We start from the raw sequence: 18,564 nt of genomic DNA on the forward strand, positions 1-18,564 counted from the left end.
CTTTTAATTGATCTGGAATGGATAAACCGCGCCCAGTTTAAGGATTTGCGTCAGTTCATCCAGTGCCGTCCGGCACTCAAGCAGCAATTGCGGGTCCGCCAGATCGTTTTCGCTCAGGCGGTCGCGGTAGTGCTTGTCGACCCATTGGGTCAGCGTGCCGTACAACGGCGCGGTCATGATAACCCCTGGGTTGACCGCCGCCAGCTCGGTTTGATTGAGCGCGACCCGTAGCCGCAGGCACGCCGGGCCACCGCCGTTCTGCATGCTCTGCTTGAGGTCGAAGACTTTCACTTCGCGGATCAGGCCGCCGGAGTTGGTCAGGCTTTGCAGGTACTGCCAGACACGCTCGTTGCCGCGGCACTCTTCCGGCACGATCAGCAGCATCGAGCCATCGGCGCGGGACAGCAGTTGGCTGTTGAACAGGTAGGAACGCACCGCGTCTTCCACCGTGACCTGCGAGCGCGGCACACAGATCGACTGGAAGTTGCCGCCGCGCTTGCCCAGCTTGGCCTGCAGCTCGGCGAGCATCTTGTCGGTCTCAAGGAACGCGTCCTCGTGATAGAACAGCACTTCGCCGTTACCCACCGCGATCACATCGTTGTGGAACACACCCTGGTCGATCACCGACGGGTTCTGCTGGGCATACACCACACCGTCGTCGCTCAGGCCGTGCAGGCGGGCGACGGCCTGCGAGGCTTCCAGGGTCTGGCGCGCCGGGTACTTCTGCGGTGCCGGGTAGCGGGTATCGAAGGCGCTGCGACCGAAGACGAAGAACTCGACACCGGCCTGGCCATAGTCGCGGCAGAAACGGGTGTGGTTGGCCGCGCCCTCATCGCCGAACTGCGCCACCGCCGGCAACGCCGCGTGATGGGCGAAGTGCTTCTGGTCGGCGAACATCGCCCCCAGCACGCGACTGGTGGTCGGGTGCTCGATGCTGCGGTGATATTTGCAGTTCAGGTTGGCGGCGGTGAAATGCACGCGACCGTCAGCGGTGTCGGCGCTCGGGCTGACCGTGGCGGCGTTGGCCACCCACATGCTCGACGCCGAGCAGCTGGCGACCAGCAGCGGCATCGCATCCTTGGCGGCGCGCTCGATGACCTGCGCATCGCTGCCGGCAAAACCCAGCCGACGCAGGGCGGCCACGTCCGGGCGTTCCTGGGGTGCCAGCACGCCTTGCTGGAAACCCATTTCCATCAGCGCTTTCATTTTCGCCAGGCCCTGCAGCGCGGCCTCCTTGGGATTGGAAGACTGCTGGCTGTTGCTCTGGGACGCGACGTTGCCGTAGGACAGGCCGCCGTAGTTATGGGTAGGCCCCACTAGACCGTCGAAATTGACTTCATAGGATTTCATCAGCGAGGCTCCACGAGAATCTGTTGTTATAGGCATCGGTATCAGTACATGTCTTGAGGCCGTCGGCGCCCGCTTCGCGGGACGATCGCAGCCTGCGGCAGCGGCTACAGGGTTACCACAACCACCGACGCCCCGCCGCTCTCTGTAGCCGCTTCGCAGACTGCGACAAGGTCCGCAGGACCTTCCGGCAATCTGCGGTGCAACCCATCACCCCAGGCGTACACCCGGCGTCAGCGCGCTCGGCAAGGTCAGGCTCGCGGTTTCCAGCGACGCCACCGGGTACGCGCAGTAATCCGCCGCGTAATAGGCACTGGCGCGATGGTTGCCCGAGGCACCCACACCACCGAACGGCGCGCTGCTCGCAGCACCGGTCAGCTGCTTGTTCCAGTTGACGATACCGGCCCGGCTTTCCAGCCAGAACTGCTGGTAACGCGCCTCGGAATCCGACAGCAGGCCCGCTGCCAGGCCGTATTGGGTGTCGTTGGCCTCGGCGATCGCCGCTGCGAAATCGGCGTAGCGAATCACTTGCAGCAAGGGGCCGAACAGTTCTTCGTCCGGGCGCTCGGCCACCGCGGTCACGTCGAGAATGCCCGGGGTCAACAGCGCGGCCTGGGCCTGCGGCTGGGTCATTTCCAGCAGCGCCACGGCGCCATTGGCCAACAGGTTTTCCTGGGCCTGTATCAGCGCGCGGGCCGCGCCAAGGGAAATCACCGAGCCCATGAACGGCGCCGGCTGCTGGTCGAAGGCACCGACCTCGATGGTCGAGCTGACCGCCACCAGGCGCTCCAGCAACTGGTCGCCCCAGGCGCCTTGCGGCACCAGCAGGCGGCGCGCGCAAGTGCAACGCTGGCCGGCGGAAATGAAGGCCGACTGGATGATGGTGTAGACCGCCGCGTCCAGGTCCGCGACCTGGTCCACCACCAGCGGATTGTTACCACCCATCTCCAGCGCGAGGATCTTGTCCGGGCGGCCGGCGAACTGCTGGTGCAGGTGATTGCCGGTGCGACTGGAACCGGTGAAGAACAGACCGTCGATCCCCGGGTTGGCAGCCAGGGCGATACCGGTTTCCCGCGCGCCTTGCAGCAGGTTCAGAACACCCGCCGGCAGGCCGGCTTCGATCCAGCACTTGACCGTCAGCTCGGCGACTTTCGGGGTCAGCTCGCTGGGCTTGAACAGCACGCTGTTACCCGCCAGCAAGGCAGGAACGATATGCCCGTTAGGCAGATGGCCTGGGAAGTTGTAAGGGCCGAACACCGCCACCACACCATGGGGCTTGTGGCGCAATACCGCGGTGGCGTCGCCCAGCGGGCCGCTCTTCTCGCCGGTACGTTCACGGTAGCTCTGCACCGAAATCGCGATCTTGTTGACCATGCTGGTCACTTCGGTGGCGGCTTCCCACAGCGGCTTGCCGGTTTCCTCGCCGATGCAGCGCGCCAGTTCGTCGGCATGGCTTTTCAGGCTGGCGGCAAAGGCTTCCAGCACGGCGATCCGCTCGTCCAGCGACCGCTTGGCCCAGGCCGGGAATGCCTGGCGCGCGGCCTGCACCGCACTTTCAACCTGGGCGACGGTGGCGCCGTTGCCCGACCATAGCACCTGCTGGGTCACCGGATTCAAGGATTCAAAGGCTTCGCCCTGGCCTGGCAGCCATTGGCCTGCGATGTACAGCGTGTTCATTATTTCGACTCCCGGGAAGCAGACAGCGCAACGGCACGGACCTGATCGCCCGCATTGAGTTGCAGGCGTTTGGCGGTCAGTGCATCAACCACCAGGGTGCCCGACGCGAAGCGCGCGGGTGCGGCGGTGATCCGGCAGTCCTCGCGCTTGCGGTTATGAATCAGGAAAGGCGTGGCGTCGTCGCCCGGCGTGCCGATGGCCAACACCAGCGCCTGGCTGTCGCGCACCGCGCGGATCTTGGCGGTTTCGCACTCCACCGCCGGGCCGGCGTCGAAGATGTCGACGTAGCCCTGGTAGCTGAAGCCCTCGCTCTTGAGCATGGCCAGGGCCGGCTCGGTATCGGTGTGCACCTTGCCGATCACGTTGCGCGCGCCTTCGGAGAGGAAGCAGGTGTACAGCGGGAACTTCGGCATCAGTTCGGCGATGAACGCCTTGTTGCCCACGCCGGTCAGGTAGTCGGCCTGGCTGAACTCCATCTTGAAGAAGTGCCGGCCCAGGCTTTCCCAGAATGGCGAGCGCCCGGCTTCATCGGACATGCCGCGCATCTCGGCGATGATCTTATTGCCGAACAGCTGCGGGAATTCGGCGATGAACAGCATGCGTGCCTTGGCCAGCATGCGGCCGTTGAGGCCGGTGCGGTAATCGGCGTGCAGGAACAGCGAGCACAGCTCGGAATTGCCGGTCAGGTCGTTGGCCAGGAACAGCGTTGGAATCTCGCGGTAGATGTTCAGCTCCTGGGAGGCGCTGACGGTCAGGCCGACCCGGAAGTTGTACCAAGGCTCGCGCAAGCCAACGGCGCCGGCGATCGCGGAAATCCCCACCACGCGCCCGTTGTCGTCCTCGAGCACGAACAGGTAATCCGCATCGCCCCGCTCGGCTTCGCCACGGAAGGTCTTTTCCGCCCAGCCCACGCGGTGTTTCAGGCGTTCTTCGTTGGCCGGCAAGGTGGTAAGGCCAGTGCCGGTGCTGCGGGCCAGGTCGATCAGAGCGGGTAAGTCGCTGCTGCGTACGGGACGAACGATCATGCTATCTCCTCAAACGGGCGCCGCTGACGGCCCCCGCGAAACTCGCTGCTTTCCAGGATTCTTCCGGCATTTGCCGCAGCCGTTAAACCGCCACCAGGCGCACGCTGGCACCTTCGCCGACGCCCAGGGCTTCGGCCGCTTGCAGATCCAGGGTCACCGGTTTGCCCGGCGCGTAATCCAGCTCCAGCATCACCGCGCGGTAATCCTGCAACTGCGCATTGGCGACCAGGTACTGGCGGCCGCCGCCCTTGGCGACCTCGCCGATCTTCACCGGCACCACGCGGCTCTGGGCGATCGAGCGGATCCCCGAGACCCGGGCGTGCAGGGTCGGGCCGCCGTCGAAGATGTCGATGTAATGGTCGGTCTCGAAGCCTTCGCGCATCAGGATGTCGAAGGTGATCTGCGCCCGCGGGTGCACCTGGCCCATGGCTTCCTGCGCGGCATCCGGCAGCAGCGGCACATAGATCGGGTAATGCGGCATCAGCTCGGCGAGGAAGGTGCGGCTTTTCAGCCCGCACAGACGCTCGGCGGCGGCGTAGTTGAGGTCGAAGAAATTGCGACCGATGGCATCCCAGAACGGCGAGTCGCCATTCTCATCGCTGTAGCCAACGATCTCGGTCACCACCGAATCGGCGAAACGCTCCGGGTGGCTGGCGACGAACAGCAGGCGACCGCGGGAATTGAGTTCCGACCACGGCGAACCCACCAGTTCCGGGACCACATAGAAGCTGGTCAGCAGGCTGTTGCCAGTCAGGTCGTGGCACTGGGAGAGCACGTGGATCTTGTTGTGGATCTTCAGCTCGCGGGAGGCGTGCACGAAGGTCTCGTTACGGAAGCTGTAGAACGGCTCGGAATAACCGGCCGAGGCGACGATGGCCGAGCAACCGACCAGCTTGCCGGTTTCGGTATCCTCAAGGACGAAGAAATAGCTCTCCTCGCCATTGAAGCTCACCTCGGCGGCGAACGAAGCCTCGCTTGCGGCGATCTTGTCGCTCAGGCGTTCCACGTCATCCGGCAAGGAAGTGACACCAATCGGGCTGTCCGCAGCCAGACGCTGTACCTCGCCCAGATCAGCCATTTGCGCGGGGCGCATCACCAGCATGGTGTCACTCCTTACTCGAAACAGGCCAGCCAGGAGGCCGACTCAGGGAAAAAAATGCCGGGACAGCCCGGCACCGAAAATGAGGCTCGACGCTTGCCCTGCAGACAAGCGCCGAGAAGTACCGCGGCCCGAATCAGGCCTGAGTCAGCTTGGCGACCGCGCGCTCGAAGCGCTGCAGGCCTTCTTCGATGTCCGCTTCCTCGACCACCAGGCTCGGGGCGAAACGCACCACGTCCGGGCCGGCCTGGAGGATCATCAGGTTTTCTTTTTCAGCGGCGTTGAACACGTCCTTGGCCTTGCCTTTCCAGGCATCGCTGAGCACGCAACCGAGCAGCAGGCCCAGGCCACGCACTTCGGTGAACAGGTCGTACTTCTCGCCGATCTGCAGCAGGCGGGTCTTGAAGCGATCGTGCTTGGCCTTCACACCGTTCAGCACTTCGGGCGTGTTGATCACGTCGATCACCGCGCCGGCCACCGCGCATGCCAGCGGGTTGCCGCCGTAGGTGGTGCCGTGGGTACCGACCACCAGGTGCTTGGCCAGCGCCTCGGTGGTCAGCATCGCAGCAATCGGGAAACCGCCGCCCAGGCTCTTGGCGCTGGTCAGGATGTCCGGGGTCACGCCGTAGTGCATATAGGCGAACAGCTCGCCACTGCGGCCCATGCCGGTCTGCACTTCGTCGAACACCAGCAGCGCGTTGTGCGCGTCGCACAGCTCGCGGGCGCCTTGCAGGTAAGCCTGCTCGGCCGGCAACACGCCGCCTTCGCCCTGGATCGGCTCCAGTACCACCGCGCAGGTCTTGTCCGAAATCGCCGCTTTCAATGCCGCCAGATCGTTGTAAGGAACGTGGGTGATACCGGTGATTTTAGGACCGAAGCCATCGGAGTATTTCGACTGGCCGCCGACGTTCACGGTGAACAGGGTGCGACCGTGAAAGCTGTTGAGGGCCGCGATGATTTCGTATTTTTCCGCGCCGAAACGGTCGAAAGCGACACGACGGGCCAGCTTGAAGGCGGCCTCGTTGGCCTCGGCCCCGGAGTTGCAGAAGAACGCGCGCTCGGCAAAGGTGGCATCGACCAGCTTGTGGGCTAGGCGCAGGGCCGGCTCGTTGGTAAAGACGTTGGATACATGCCACAGCTTGTTGGCCTGCTCGGTCAGAGCAGCGACCAGCGCCGGATGGGCGTGGCCCAGTACGTTGACCGCGATCCCGCCGGCAAAGTCGATCAGCTCTCGGCCCGACTGATCCCAGACTCGGGAACCCGCGCCACGCACAGGAATGAAAGCCGCAGGTGCATAGTTGGGAACCATGACCTGATCGAAATCGGCGCGTTGCACCGGAGCTTGCTCAACGGACATCGGAGTCTCCTGAAGAGGAACGCCTGCCTGAAACTGGCGAGCGATGGGGGGATTGTAAGGACAGTTTTCTGCCCGACCTTGTCGCCAAGCGACAACTTCTTATAGCGCCAACCCCGGTTTTACGCGGGTTTACGGCAATGCGACAAATAGCGTCGCAAAGGCGCAGTTTAAACTGCTGGAGGCTTTAACGGCAGGATTGTCCAACGATTTGCGCCACACAATACGGCGCCATCGCGAGCAAGCTTCGCTCCTACAGAAGAATGCATTCCGTGTAGGAGCGAAGTTTGCTCGCGATAGCAATTTGACAGGTAAAACGAAGAGGTGGATCAACCGCGCTCGGAAGGCACCGAAGACAGTTCGAACGGGCTGCTGCTGCGCCGCTGGTTGCGGTCCTCCCGCGGCGTGGCGCCGAAGAAGTTGCGGTAGGCGCTGGAGAAATGCGGCCCCGAGGAGAAACCGCAGGACAGGCCGATCTGGATGATCGATTTGCTGGTCTGCATCAGCATCTGCCGCGCCTTGTTCAGGCGCAATTCCAGGTAGTACTGGCTCGGCACACGATTGAGGTATTGCTTGAAAATCCGCTCCAGTTGCCGACGCGAGACGCACACATGCTGGGCGATTTCGTCGGTGGTCAGCGGCTCCTCGATATTGGCCTCCATCAGCAGCACCGCCTGGGTCAGCTTCGGGTGACTGGAACCCAGGCGGTTCTGCAACGGAATGCGTTGGCGCTCGCCGCCTTCGCGGATCCGCTCGACCACCAGCTCTTCAGAGACCGCGCCGGCCAGTTCCGCGCCGTGGTCACGGGCCAGCACCGCCAGCAACAGATCCAGCACCGACATCCCGCCGCAGGCCGTCAGGCGATCGCGATCCCAATCGAACAGATGGCTGGTGGCGATGACCTTGGGGAAACGCTCGGCGAAATCGTCCTGCCAACGCCAGTGCACCGCCGCCCGATAACCGTCGAGGAACCCCAGCTGCGCCAGGGGATACACACCGGCGGACAAGCCGCCGATCACACAGCCGGCACGCACCAACTGCTTGAGCGCGCTGCTCAGGGCCGGCGCCAGGGTGGCAGGCGGCTCATCGGCCAGCAGGAACAGTTTCTGGCAGCCTTCGAGCTTGCCCGACCAGGGCTCACCGGGCAGTTGCCAGGCGCCGTCGGCCGGAGCCTCGGCCTGCAGGAAGGCCAGTTCGTAGACCACTTCCGGATGCACGCGCTGAGCGACACGCAAGGCCTCCTCGGCCAGCGCCAGCGTCAAGGCTTTAGTGCTGGGCCAAATCAGGAAACCAATTCGATGGGCAGTCATGGCGGGCAATCCGAAACGAAAACAGTGTTAGAGGCCAAAGGCGGCTGCAACCAAATTAGACCATCTGGCGCGCGGTGCGCAGCATGACCTAATTTGGTGCATTACGGGAGCGATTTACTTCAGGCTGCCCGAGAGGAATTGTTGCAAACGTTCCGATTGCGGATTGACCAGCACTTCGCGCGGGTTGCCGCTCTCTTCCACCAGGCCCTTGTGCAGGAATATCAGCTGGTTCGAGACTTCACGGGCAAAGCCCATTTCGTGGGTCACCACCACCATGGTCCGGCCTTCCTGGGCCAGGGCCTGCATCACTTTCAGCACGTCGCCCACCAGCTCGGGGTCGAGCGCCGAAGTCGGCTCGTCGAACAGCATGACCTCAGGCTCCATCGCCAGCGCCCGGGCGATCGCCACGCGCTGCTGCTCACCGCCGGACATGTGGCCCGGGTAGGCATCCTTGCGATGCGCCACACCGACCTTGGCCAGGTAGTGCTCGGCCTTTTCACGGGCTTCGGCCTTGGGTACGCCGAGCACATGCACCGGCGCTTCCATGATGTTTTCGATGGCGGTCATGTGCGACCACAGGTTGAAGTGCTGGAACACCATCGACAGGCGCGAACGCATGCGCTGCAACTGTTTTGGATCGGCCGCCTTCAGGGCGCCGTCCTTGTTCGCCACCAGCTTCAACTCTTCGTTGTTCAGCAGGATCTTGCCGGCGTGCGGCTGCTCCAGCAGGTTGATGCAGCGCAGGAAGGTGGATTTGCCGGAGCCACTGGAGCCGATGATGCTGATCACATCGCCAGCCGCCGCTTTCAGGGACACGCCCTTGAGCACTTCGTGACTGCCATAGCGTTTATGCAGGTCTTGGACTTCAAGTTTGTACATGCTGTCGGTTCTCACAAAAGCAGTCAGTCGTTGAGCAAGCGCCCGTGCCGCAGCGCTTCGCGCCCCGCCACCTTGGCCAGCCAGAAACCGGGTTGGGCGTAACGCAGCCGCTCAACGGCGAACAACACGCCGCTGGTGCCAGCACACAGGGTGCTGACCCGATCGGATAAGGGATCAATCACTTCAAAAATCGGCTCGCCCTTCTCCACCCAGCTACCGGCCGGACGCAGAAAACTCACCACGCCGGGATGCGGCGCAAACAACAATTCGGTGCCTTCGAAAGGCATGGCCTCACACGCTTCATGCTGCGGCGCCGGCCATTCGCCCGCGATCAGCCCCTGCTCGGCGAGAAACGCCAGGATGCCTTCGGCGTGCGCCTCGGCTTGCGGGCGACCGGTGTCGGCCTGACCGCCCAGCTCGAGGGTGGTCGCCAGGCAGGCCAGCGGAATCTGCGCCTGCGGGAACTGGCGCGACAGACGCAGCCAGGGCAGCGAACAGGCCTCGTCGAACGAACTGCCGCCAGAGTCTTCCGCCAGCAGGCCGACCCGCACGTTCAGATGGGCTGCCAGCGAACGCCACTGCGGCCAATGCTGCGGCAAGGCGTACATATGCAGCGCCGCTTCCGTATCACAGTGCAGGTCCAGCACCACATCCGCGGTGCAGGCATGACTCAGGAGAATACGCTGCATGCCTTGCAGCTGGCTCGATGGCGCCGGCAGTTCGGCCAGCACATCACTCATGGCCTGGCGAATCATCTGGATATTGGCGTGCGGGTCACCCCCCAGGCACCCTTCCAGGCGAGCCGCGACTGGCACACTCAGCTCGACGAAATCGCGATTGAAGTTCTTGCCACTACCGGCCTCGAACCGCCCCTGGTGATTGCCCTGCAACAGCTGCCCCAGGCCCATCGGGTTGGCCACCGGCACCAGTTCGATCACGCCGTTCAGCGCGCCCTGGGCTTCCAGTTCGGCCAGGCGCTTTTTCAGCTCCCAGGCGGTGCGCATCCCGGGCAGTTCGTCCGCATGCAGACTGGCCTGGATATAGGCCTTGCGCTCGCCGTGGCCGAAACGGAACACCGAGATCTGCCGCTCGCTGCCCAAGTGGCTCCATGGCAATGCGTGGTCAATGCGTTCCATATCAGTGCTTCCGCGGCGCCAGGTAACGCAGCCAGCGGCCTTCGGCCAGCTTGAACAGGCGCACCAGGATAAAGGTCAGGCACAGGTAGAACACGCCGGCGGTGATGTAGGCCTCGAACGGCAGGTAGTACTGCGCGTTGACCGTACGGGCCGCACCGGTGATGTCGATCAGGGTCACGATGGAGGCCAGGCTGGTGGTCTGCAGCATCATGATCACTTCATTGCTGTACTGCGGCAGCGCCCGGCGCAAGGCCGACGGCAGCAGGATGCGGGCATACATTTTGTAGCGCGACATGCCCATGGCCTTGGCCGCTTCAATCTCGCCGTTCGGCGTGGCCTTGAGGCTGCCGGCGATGATTTCGGCGGTGTAGGCGCTGGTGTTGATGGCAAATGCCAGGCACGCACAGAAGGTCGCACTGGACAGCCAAGGCCAGAGGAAGCTCTGGCGCACCACATCGAACTGCGCCAGTCCGTAATAGATCAGGAACAACTGCACCAGCATCGGCGTGCCGCGGATCACATAGGTGTAGAGCCAGGCGCTGAGGTTGACGATCGGCTGCTTGGACACCCGCATCAGCCCCAGGGGCAGCGCCGCCAGCAGGCCGAAGAACAGCGACAGGGCCAAGAGTTTCAGGGTGGTCAGCAGGCCGCTGAAATACAGCGGCAAGGCCTCATAGATGACGTTGTAGTCGAAGATCATAGATCAGCCGCCCTTACGCCTACCGAGTAGCGCTTCTCAAGGTGACGCAATGCCAGCAACGAGACACTGGTGATCACCAGGTACATCGCCGCCACCGCGAGGAAGAAGGTGAAAGGCTCGCGAGTGGCATCAGCCGCCTGCTTGGCCTTGAACATCATGTCTTGCAGGCCTACCACCGAAATCAGCGCGGTGGCCTTGGTCAGTACCAACCAGTTGTTGGTAAAGCCCGGAATCGCCAGACGGATCATCTGCGGCACCAGCACCCGGAAGAACACCTGGAAGCTGTTCATGCCATAGGCCATGCCCGCTTCCGCCTGCCCCTTGGGAATCGCCATGAAGGCGCCACGGAAGGTCTCCGACAGGTAGGCACCGAAGATGAAGCCCAGGGTGCCGATACCGGCAGCCAGCGGGTTCAGGTCGATGTAGTCGTCGTAACCCAGCATTGGCGCGACACGGTTGAGCAGGTCCTGGCCGCCGTAGAAGATCAGCAGGATCAGCACCAGGTCGGGAATCCCGCGGATCACCGTGGAATACAGGTCGCCCAGCCACGCCAGCCAGCGCACCGGCGAGAGACGCAGCGCGACCCCGATCAGACCCAGAACGATGGCCAGGGCCATGGACGACAAGGCAAGCTGAAGCGTCAGCCAAGCGCCATCGAGGATGACAGCCCCGTAGCCTTTCAACATGATTCAGGTCCTCGAAAATTGGGATGAAAAAATGGCGCAAACTTCAGAGATTCTGCTGCTTGCGCCATCTCGGACTTGCTGATTCGACGATTTACTGGCCGTAAATGTCGAAGTCGAAGTACTTGTCCTGGATTTGCTTGTACTTGCCGTTCTCGCGAATGGCGGTGATCGCACCGGTGATCTTGTCTTTCAGCGCATCGCCTTTGCGTACGGCGATACCCACGCCGTCGCCGAAGTATTTGCTGTCGGTGAATGCCGGGCCGACGAACGCGAAGCCTTTGCCGGCGTCGGTTTTCAGGAAGCCGTCATTCAGCAGGGTAGCGTCTGCCACGGTGCCGTCGAGGCGACCGGCCGCCACGTCCAGGTAGATCTCGTTCTGCGAGCCATATGGCTTGATCTCGGCACCCAGCGGAGCCAGCACTTCACGGGCGAAACGCTCGTGGATCGAACCACGCTGCACGCCGATGTTCTTGCCCTTGAGTTCGGTCAGGCCATCGCTGACCTGGGTACCGGCCTTCATGACCAGGCGCGCAGGGGTGTTGTAGTACTTGCCGGTGAAGTCCACGGACTTCTTGCGGTCGTCGGTGATCGACATGGACGACAGGATCGCATCGATCTTGCGTACCTTGAGCGCGGGGATCAGGCCGTCGAACTCCTGCTCGACCCACACGCACTTGACCTTCATTTCTTCGCACAGGGCGTTGCCGATGTCGTAGTCGAAACCGACGATGCTGCCGTCCGGCGCCTTGGAGGCGAATGGAGGGTAAGCCGCTTCGATACCAATTTTCAGAGGCTTTTCATCGGCGAACGTCGGCAGGGAAAGTACGGAGGACAGTGCCAGGGCGCCAAGAAGCACGAGTTTCTTCATCTTAGGACTCCATCGGTAAAGGGCGAAAACGGCAGAGTGAGCGACAGCCCAATATGCGAATGGGTGGAACCTGATAGCGGTGCTGCGTCCTTGAGGACCTGGCCACGAACCTCATGCGGGTTCCCGGGCAGGCAACGACGAGCGAGTGATCGGCATTCTAACGACAGGCCCGAAGCCGATATTTCCTCAATGCGACAACAAATTACAGAAGCACCGAGAAACCAGGCCGAGCACATTGACAGCTCTTCAGATTTATGCAAGAGCAAAAGACGGTAAACCAATCTCTGTTGCAAATTGCGGGCCTATTATTCGCAAAGCCTTCTATTCCGGCAAGCGCAGCGTTATGACTTATTTCTTACCGACCCCGCACAGGCCCTGAAACAGGGCTTGGCGTTTCTCATTGCCCCGAATCCGGGCAGCGGGTTACACATTCCCTCCCGCCGGTAACATTCAGATACGCCTGATGGACATACCGATATTTATTCGATCGAAAAGCCGCTGCCTGTAGCCGCTGCCGCAGGCTGCGATAAGACCCGAAGGGCCTTTCAGGGCCTTCAAGAGCGCGTCTCCTGCGGAGCCGATCGCAGCCTTCGGCAGCGGCTACAGAAGCCCCCCCCCGATAGCGCTCACAAAAAAGCCCCGCCCGGCACAAGGCCGGGCGGGGCTTTCGCTGACACAGGTCCGTCTCAGGCGACGTTCATGGTCTTGTGGGTATCGACCAGATGCTGCACCACGCCCGGGTCCGCCAGGGTGGAGATATCCCCCAGGCTGTCGTACTCCGCCGTGGCGATCTTGCGCAGGATACGGCGCATGATCTTCCCGGAACGGGTCTTCGGCAGGCCAGGCGCCCACTGGATGACATCCGGCGAGGCGATCGGACCGATTTCCTTGCGCACCCAGTTCTTCAGCTCCAGGCGCAATGCTTCGCTCGGTTCTTCGCCACCGTTGAGGGTGACGTAGACATAGATGCCCTGCCCCTTGATGTCGTGGGGCACACCGACCACCGCCGCTTCGGCGACTTTCGGGTGAGCGACCATCGCGCTTTCGATCTCGGCGGTCCCCATGCGGTGGCCGGAGACGTTGAGCACATCGTCCACACGCCCGGTGATCCACCAGTAGCCGTCTTCATCGCGACGGGCACCGTCACCGGTGAAGTACATGCCACGGAACGTCTTGAAGTAGGTATCGACGAAACGATCGTGGTCGCCATACAGGGTGCGCGCCTGGCCTGGCCACGAATCGAGGATCACCAGGTTGCCTTCGGCGGCGCCCTCGATAATGTTGCCCAGGTTGTCCACCAGCGCCGGCACCACGCCAAAGAACGGACGCGCCGCCGAACCCGGCTTGAGGGCATGGGCGCCCGGCAGCGGGCTCATCAGGGTCGCGCCGGTCTCGGTCTGCCACCAGGTATCGACGATCGGGCAACGGGATTGACCGACATTCTTGTAGTACCACTCCCAGGCTTCCGGGTTGATCGGTTCACCCACCGAACCCAGCAGGCGCAGGCTGCTGCCATCGGCGCCTGCGCAGGCGGCGTTACCCGAGGCCATCATGGCGCGGATCGCGGTCGGCGCGGTGTAGAGGATATTGACCTTGTGCTTGTCGACGATCTTCGCCACGCGGGTCACGTCCGGGTAGTTCGGTACGCCCTCGAACAGCACGGTGGTCGCGCCATTGGCCAGCGGGCCATAGACGATATAGGTGTGGCCGGTGACCCAGCCGACGTCGGCGGTGCACCAGTAGATTTCCCCCGGACGGTAATCGAATACGCGCTCGTGGGTCAGGGCCGCGTACAGCAGGTAGCCGCCAGTGGTGTGCTGCACGCCTTTGGGCTTACCGGTGGAGCCGGAGGTATAAAGGATGAACAGCGCTTCCTCGGCGCCCATTTCTTTTGGCGCGCAGACGGTACCGGCCACTTTCATCAAGTCTTCGTACCAGATGTCGCGATGCTGGTTCCACTTGATCTGGCCATTGGTGCGCTTGCACACGATGACCTTCTGGATGCTGCTGGTTTCCGGGTTGGTCAGCGCATCGTCGACATTGGCCTTGAGCGGAATCTTCTTGCCCGCGCGAATGCCTTCGTCGGCGGTGATCACCACTTTGGATTTGCAGTCGATGATCCGCCCGGCCAGCGCTTCCGGTGAAAAGCCGCCGAACACCACCGAATGAATCGCGCCGATCCGGGTACAGGCCAGCATGGCGACCACGGCTTCGGGAATCATCGGCATATAGATAGTCACCACGTCGCCGCGGTGCACGTCCTGGCCACGCAGGGCGTTGGCGAACTTGCAGACTTGTTCGTGCAGCTCGCGGTAGGTGATGTTGCGGCTTTCGGAAGGATCGTCGCCTTCCCAGATGATCGCGATCTGATCGCCGCGCTCGGCCAGATGGCGATCCAGGCAGTTGTAGGAAACGTTGAGGGTGCCGTCGGCAAACCATTTGATATCGACATGGTGATCGTCGAAGGAGGTCTGCTTCACCGTGGTGAAAGGCTTGATCCAGTCGAGGCGCTTGGCTTGCTCGCGCCAGAAGCCGTCCGGGTTGACGACCGACTGCTGGTACATGGCCTTGTAGGTCGCCTCGTCAGTCAGCGTGTTGGCCGCAACCTCGGGACGAACGGGATACAGAGAAGCCGCACTCATCTTTCTTACCTCGGTGACATAGTTGTTGTTGTATGACCCCGTTGTAGCCGGGGCGGGCCTATAGAACCATTCGACGATGGTAGTAACAACCCCCAGCCGATCCCCCTGAAAAGTGCTTTACCCCCTCTATTACGGGACTTGCGGTAGTTTCTGCGGTAAGTAGAAGACCGCTGCCAGGCCGCTGGGGGTCGTTTTTACCGGGATTGTTACAAAAACCGTCAATAGTGTTTATCAAAAGCACGCCTGTATAGCGCCTACTCAGGCGCCTAAAATCAACCTCGCCAACAAGGCAATGTGATTAACCAAGTTACAGCCCCCACGAAGGCAGTTAATCCAGACTTCTACTCAAGTTCCACACGCAACCCCACAAAGGCTGCGTGACCCTACACGACCTTAGAAAGGTGAAATCAAAATGAAAGCTTTATTAGTTCTGGCCTTCAGCAGTCTTTGCGTTACAGCAATGGCCGACGAGATCCCGACTGATGTCGCAAGCCAGCAACCAGCAGTAGAGGAATACTCTTACTCGTCCGACCTGGACATCGCCAAAGTTATATCCATGAGCGAAGTTCCAAATGTATGCGAAGTTGTACCTGCACGTATGGAATATGAAGACTCGAAAGGTCTGCGGCACATTCTTCAATACCGCGTCATGGGTAACGGCTGCTCTAACGGCTGATACTAAAGTTGCTCTTCAAGTTCCAACAATTGCCGGCCGCAAGAGATCTTTCTTGCGGCAAAGATGGCCAGATGCACAACTGAATCCAGACTGGTTGCAAGCCATCGCCCAATGCAGTGCGACCACGGCTTTCGCACTCCCCTTTTTCATCTGTCGAGCCACCTTGCAGGGAGCGTTTCCGTATCGCCCCAAGGGGCTTGATGATGGTCCGAAAATGCCTTCTCGAGTATCAAGAACGACCTCGGGTGGCAACCCGGGACAGTAGTGTTTCAAAGGTCAAAAATTGACCATCCAACACAAGATGTAGTGGCAAAAGCGTTTTTTTGCTTATTTTTTGAGCAAAATATCCGACTGACAATTTGCACCATGAATTGAACACAATCCTGTCTACCAAAGCCCACGACCTTCCCTGTAAGCCATGTACTACGGGGCTTGCAGAGCATTGCGCGAAAAAGCCAAGGTCTCGGATCGCTTCCAGGCGGCAAAAACCCGCAAAACCGGGTGAAAAAAAATCTTTGCCGGCCAAAGCCTTGTAAACCCTCGCTCCGCCGCGATCACGCCCCTCGCCAACCGAATCGTGAGCCACTTCGTCGCACCACAGCGGCAAAAAAGTCCCTATAATGCGGCCTTAAAACGGGCCTGCAATATTCCCTTACAGGGATAAACAGCCAATCCGAAGCCAGCGCAGGAGTCGACTCGGTCCTCTGCGCCCATAACCGCCTCGGAACTCCCGTACATATTTTTGTTTATTGCCTGCGTTAGCTGCCGCAACAAACGATTCCTTAAGATCCAACGCGGCCAGTTCGGCCGTGTGAAAAGCCAACCATCAGTTTTCACACGGGCATCTGGCCCTCACGCAGGAGACGACACGTCATGCTGAGCTGGGACGAATTCGACAAAGAAGAAGGCGAAGTCGCCGTTAAAGGCGCCAACGCCGGCCACGCTGCCGAAGCTGCCATGGACAAACTCGACAGCGCCGGTGGTGCCGCCGCTCTCGAAGCCCGCGCCGTAACCGCCAGTGATTCCGCTGCCGTTGCCCGTGCCAAGGCCTCTCTGGACCAGCTCGACATCGCCGAAGGCCTGGCCGAGTTGGAAGGCGCTTCCGCCCGTGTCGCCGTCGATGAAAAGCGCATGATCAACTGCCGCGCCGACCTCAACCAGCTCGTGCCATTCAAATACGACTGGGCCTGGCAAAAGTACCTGGACGGTTGCGCAAACCACTGGATGCCGCAAGAAGTCAACATGACCGCCGACATCGCCCTCTGGAAAAACCCGGAAGGCCTGACCGACGACGAGCGCCGCATCGTGATGCGCAACCTGGGCTTCTTCTCCACCGCCGACTCCCTGGTTGCCAACAACCTGGTACTGGCCGTGTACCGCCTGATCACCAACCCGGAATGCCGCCAGTACATCCTGCGCCAGGCGTTCGAAGAGGCGATCCACACCCACGCCTACCAGTACTGCATCGAATCGTTGGCCATGGATGAAGGCGAGATCTTCAACATGTACCACGAGATTCCATCGGTCGCCAAGAAAGCGGCCTGGGGCCTGAAGTACACCCGTTCGATCTCCGATCCGAAGTTCGAAACCGGCACCGTCGACACCGACAAGGAGCTGCTGCGCAACCTGATCGCCTACTACTGCGTTCTGGAAGGCATCTTCTTCTACTGTGGCTTCACCCAGATCCTGTCCATGGGCCGCCGCAACAAAATGACCGGCGTCGCCGAGCAGTTCCAGTACATCCTGCGCGACGAATCCATGCACCTGAACTTCGGTATCGACGTGATCAACCAGATCAAGATCGAAAACCCGCACCTGTGGGATGCCGAGATGAAGGAAGAAGCCACCCAGATGATCCTCCAGGGTACCCAACTGGAAATCGAATACGCTCGCGACACCATGCCGCGCGGCGTACTGGGCATGAACGCGGCAATGATGGAGGACTACCTCAAGTTCATCGCCAACCGTCGCCTGTCGCAGATCGGCCTGAAAGAAGAATACCCGGGCACCACCAACCCGTTCCCATGGATGAGCGAAATCATGGACTTGAAGAAAGAGAAGAACTTCTTCGAGACTCGCGTGATCGAGTATCAGACTGGCGGCGCGCTGAGCTGGGATTGATTCCGAGCTCCAGCCCTGTGCCGATCTCGATCTGAATCGGCACAACGAAAGATCAAAAAAGCCCTGACTTGCTCAGGGCTTTTTTATTGGGACCCGGTATCCCCGACTCCAGGCAAATCATCCAACCCGGAACTCAATCGGCGGAGGCCAGGGCACCACGAATCTCCTGTTTCACCGCCTCGAAATCCGCCGCCGCGCGGGGATCGTCCAGCAGCCGGGCCGCCAACACCGCGGCACTGATCTTTCCGCCCTCCAGGTCGCTGGGGAAATGCACACCGGCGATGACCCGGCTGTCGGCATTGATCTGTGCGCGGCTGAACAACTCGCTGCGTTTCTCCGGCAGCGCCATGCTCAGCAAGGTGGCATTGAGATAACCATTCATCGAGTGACCGCTGGGGTAGGAATCGCCCTCCGGTGGCGGCAATACCGGCTTCACCAGTGCCGAGGCTTCGTAAGGGCGCGGCCGACCATAGCTGTGCTTGGCCGGCATCAGGAATTGCACCAGGTCTTCCTGGGCCCGCCGGAAGAAGGCCCGGGTCAGGGGCAGGCGCTCAATGCTGAAACCGGCGCCGAGGGATTCCCTGGCGAAGTGGAACACGCTGTCTTCCCATTCATCATCCTGCTGGACCCGGCTCACCTGAGCGCTACTGCGTGCTGCCTGGGCCGCCAGCACGGCTGTCAAATCGCTTTGTTGCAACGATGAATCAACAGTTGGAGGCGGTGGCAGGTAGTCAGCCAGCCGGAACTGATTGGCCGGCAGATAAGGCAAGGCTGCCTGCTCCGCCAGGACGGCCCCCGTGCCGGACAGGGCCAGACAAAACAACAATGAACGCGCAAGAACAGGCATATGGAGGTCCTCGTTATTGTGAGGGGAAAAGCCGTCTGGCTGGTTCCCACCGGGCCTTCATTCATGAGGCCGGCGCCTTCTTATCGGCCATTTATTCGAGGCTTACTTGTCCCTCCTTGCCAAAGGTGTGACGTTCTCTGCCAGGACTGTTCAAGATACCTAAGCTTTTGTTTTTACAAGCTTTAACGCGTAGGACT

At 61.3% G+C, this 18,564-nt stretch carries 15 protein-coding genes; 2 read left to right on the forward strand and 13 right to left on the reverse strand.

Annotation, left to right across the window (positions count from 1 at the left end; genetic code table 11):
- Window positions 1–3: 3 nt before the first annotated feature.
- From astB to acs, 12 genes are all read right to left on the reverse strand, one after another.
- Window positions 4–1,350, reverse strand: a complete 1,347-nt coding sequence (gene astB / locus AC07Y9_RS04275; RefSeq protein WP_102680560.1) for an N-succinylarginine dihydrolase — start codon at window positions 1,348–1,350, stop codon at window positions 4–6.
- Window positions 1,351–1,557: 207 nt separating this feature from the next.
- Window positions 1,558–3,027 (reverse strand): succinylglutamate-semialdehyde dehydrogenase, encoded by a 1,470-nt coding sequence (gene astD / locus AC07Y9_RS04280; protein WP_173679802.1) that lies wholly within the window; start codon window positions 3,025–3,027, stop codon window positions 1,558–1,560.
- Window positions 3,024–4,049: an arginine N-succinyltransferase gene (gene astA / locus AC07Y9_RS04285; protein WP_007921553.1), complete on the reverse strand. Its 1,026-nt coding sequence runs from the start codon at window positions 4,047–4,049 to the stop codon at window positions 3,024–3,026. The genes astD and astA overlap by 4 nt, the downstream gene beginning before the upstream one ends.
- Window positions 4,050–4,131: 82 nt before the next feature.
- On the reverse strand, window positions 4,132–5,151 hold the full coding sequence (aruF, locus tag AC07Y9_RS04290; protein WP_007921551.1) for an arginine/ornithine succinyltransferase subunit alpha: 1,020 nt from the start codon (window positions 5,149–5,151) through the stop codon (window positions 4,132–4,134).
- 133 nt (window positions 5,152–5,284) lie between these two features.
- A complete protein-coding gene (locus AC07Y9_RS04295) occupies window positions 5,285–6,505 on the reverse strand; it encodes an aspartate aminotransferase family protein (RefSeq protein ID WP_102680558.1) in 1,221 nt (406 codons plus the stop codon).
- 326 nt (window positions 6,506–6,831) lie between these two features.
- Window positions 6,832–7,812, reverse strand: coding sequence for a transcriptional regulator ArgR (gene argR, locus AC07Y9_RS04300; protein ID WP_007921547.1), 981 nt, complete (start codon window positions 7,810–7,812; stop codon window positions 6,832–6,834).
- Between the two features lie 114 nt (window positions 7,813–7,926).
- Window positions 7,927–8,691, reverse strand: coding sequence for an ABC transporter ATP-binding protein (locus AC07Y9_RS04305; RefSeq protein ID WP_007921545.1), 765 nt, complete (start codon window positions 8,689–8,691; stop codon window positions 7,927–7,929).
- Between the two features lie 23 nt (window positions 8,692–8,714).
- Window positions 8,715–9,827, reverse strand: coding sequence for a succinylglutamate desuccinylase/aspartoacylase family protein (locus AC07Y9_RS04310; RefSeq protein WP_102680557.1), 1,113 nt, complete (start codon window positions 9,825–9,827; stop codon window positions 8,715–8,717).
- 1 nt (window position 9,828) lies between these two features.
- Window positions 9,829–10,527 carry an ABC transporter permease gene (locus AC07Y9_RS04315; protein WP_007921542.1) on the reverse strand — a complete coding sequence of 233 codons (699 nt, stop codon included), beginning with the start codon at window positions 10,525–10,527 and terminating at the stop codon, window positions 9,829–9,831.
- Window positions 10,524–11,213 carry an ABC transporter permease gene (locus AC07Y9_RS04320; RefSeq protein WP_007921541.1) on the reverse strand — a complete coding sequence of 230 codons (690 nt, stop codon included), beginning with the start codon at window positions 11,211–11,213 and terminating at the stop codon, window positions 10,524–10,526. Before AC07Y9_RS04320 ends, AC07Y9_RS04315 begins: the two co-directional genes overlap by 4 nt.
- Window positions 11,214–11,304: 91 nt before the next feature.
- A complete protein-coding gene (locus AC07Y9_RS04325; protein WP_102680556.1) occupies window positions 11,305–12,081 on the reverse strand; it encodes an ABC transporter substrate-binding protein in 777 nt (258 codons plus the stop codon).
- A 686-nt stretch (window positions 12,082–12,767) separates the two neighbouring features.
- A complete protein-coding gene (gene acs, locus AC07Y9_RS04330) occupies window positions 12,768–14,723 on the reverse strand; it encodes an acetate--CoA ligase (RefSeq protein ID WP_102680555.1) in 1,956 nt (651 codons plus the stop codon).
- A gap of 412 nt (window positions 14,724–15,135) precedes the next feature.
- Here acs and AC07Y9_RS04335 point away from each other — a divergent pair, with 412 nt between their 5' ends.
- Together AC07Y9_RS04335 and AC07Y9_RS04340 are read left to right on the forward strand one after the other, a co-directional pair.
- Entirely contained in the window at window positions 15,136–15,399 is a 264-nt protein-coding gene (locus AC07Y9_RS04335) for a DUF2790 domain-containing protein (RefSeq protein ID WP_087090408.1), read from the forward strand.
- An 873-nt stretch (window positions 15,400–16,272) separates the two neighbouring features.
- The gene (locus AC07Y9_RS04340) at window positions 16,273–17,520 is read left to right on the forward strand and encodes a ribonucleotide-diphosphate reductase subunit beta (RefSeq protein ID WP_007925192.1); all 1,248 of its coding nucleotides are present in this window, start codon (window positions 16,273–16,275) and stop codon (window positions 17,518–17,520) included.
- A 133-nt stretch (window positions 17,521–17,653) separates the two neighbouring features.
- Here the strand turns inward: AC07Y9_RS04340 and AC07Y9_RS04345 are convergent, their stop codons facing one another.
- Entirely contained in the window at window positions 17,654–18,367 is a 714-nt protein-coding gene (locus AC07Y9_RS04345) for an acid phosphatase (RefSeq protein WP_102680554.1), read from the reverse strand.
- Between the last annotated feature and the right edge of the window lie 197 nt (window positions 18,368–18,564).

The sequence above is a fragment of the Pseudomonas sp. GW456-L12 genome, assembly GCF_059424045.1.

Excerpts from the sequence above, each read along its gene's own strand:
- astB (WP_102680560.1), bottom strand. The coding sequence starts at position 1,350 with ATGAAATCCTATGAAGTCAATTTCGACGGTCTAGTGGGGCCTACCCAT.
- astA (WP_007921553.1), bottom strand. The coding sequence starts at position 4,049 with ATGATCGTTCGTCCCGTACGCAGCAGCGACTTACCCGCTCTGATCGAC.
- aruF (WP_007921551.1), bottom strand. The coding sequence starts at position 5,151 with ATGCTGGTGATGCGCCCCGCGCAAATGGCTGATCTGGGCGAGGTACAG.
- AC07Y9_RS04295 (WP_102680558.1), bottom strand. The coding sequence starts at position 6,505 with ATGTCCGTTGAGCAAGCTCCGGTGCAACGCGCCGATTTCGATCAGGTC.
- argR (WP_007921547.1), bottom strand. The coding sequence starts at position 7,812 with ATGACTGCCCATCGAATTGGTTTCCTGATTTGGCCCAGCACTAAAGCC.
- AC07Y9_RS04305 (WP_007921545.1), bottom strand. The coding sequence starts at position 8,691 with ATGTACAAACTTGAAGTCCAAGACCTGCATAAACGCTATGGCAGTCAC.
- AC07Y9_RS04310 (WP_102680557.1), bottom strand. The coding sequence starts at position 9,827 with ATGGAACGCATTGACCACGCATTGCCATGGAGCCACTTGGGCAGCGAG.
- AC07Y9_RS04315 (WP_007921542.1), bottom strand. The coding sequence starts at position 10,527 with ATGATCTTCGACTACAACGTCATCTATGAGGCCTTGCCGCTGTATTTC.
- AC07Y9_RS04320 (WP_007921541.1), bottom strand. The coding sequence starts at position 11,213 with ATGTTGAAAGGCTACGGGGCTGTCATCCTCGATGGCGCTTGGCTGACG.
- AC07Y9_RS04325 (WP_102680556.1), bottom strand. The coding sequence starts at position 12,081 with ATGAAGAAACTCGTGCTTCTTGGCGCCCTGGCACTGTCCTCCGTACTT.
- acs (WP_102680555.1), bottom strand. The coding sequence starts at position 14,723 with ATGAGTGCGGCTTCTCTGTATCCCGTTCGTCCCGAGGTTGCGGCCAAC.
- AC07Y9_RS04335 (WP_087090408.1), top strand. The coding sequence starts at position 15,136 with ATGAAAGCTTTATTAGTTCTGGCCTTCAGCAGTCTTTGCGTTACAGCA.
- AC07Y9_RS04340 (WP_007925192.1), top strand. The coding sequence starts at position 16,273 with ATGCTGAGCTGGGACGAATTCGACAAAGAAGAAGGCGAAGTCGCCGTT.
- AC07Y9_RS04345 (WP_102680554.1), bottom strand. The coding sequence starts at position 18,367 with ATGCCTGTTCTTGCGCGTTCATTGTTGTTTTGTCTGGCCCTGTCCGGC.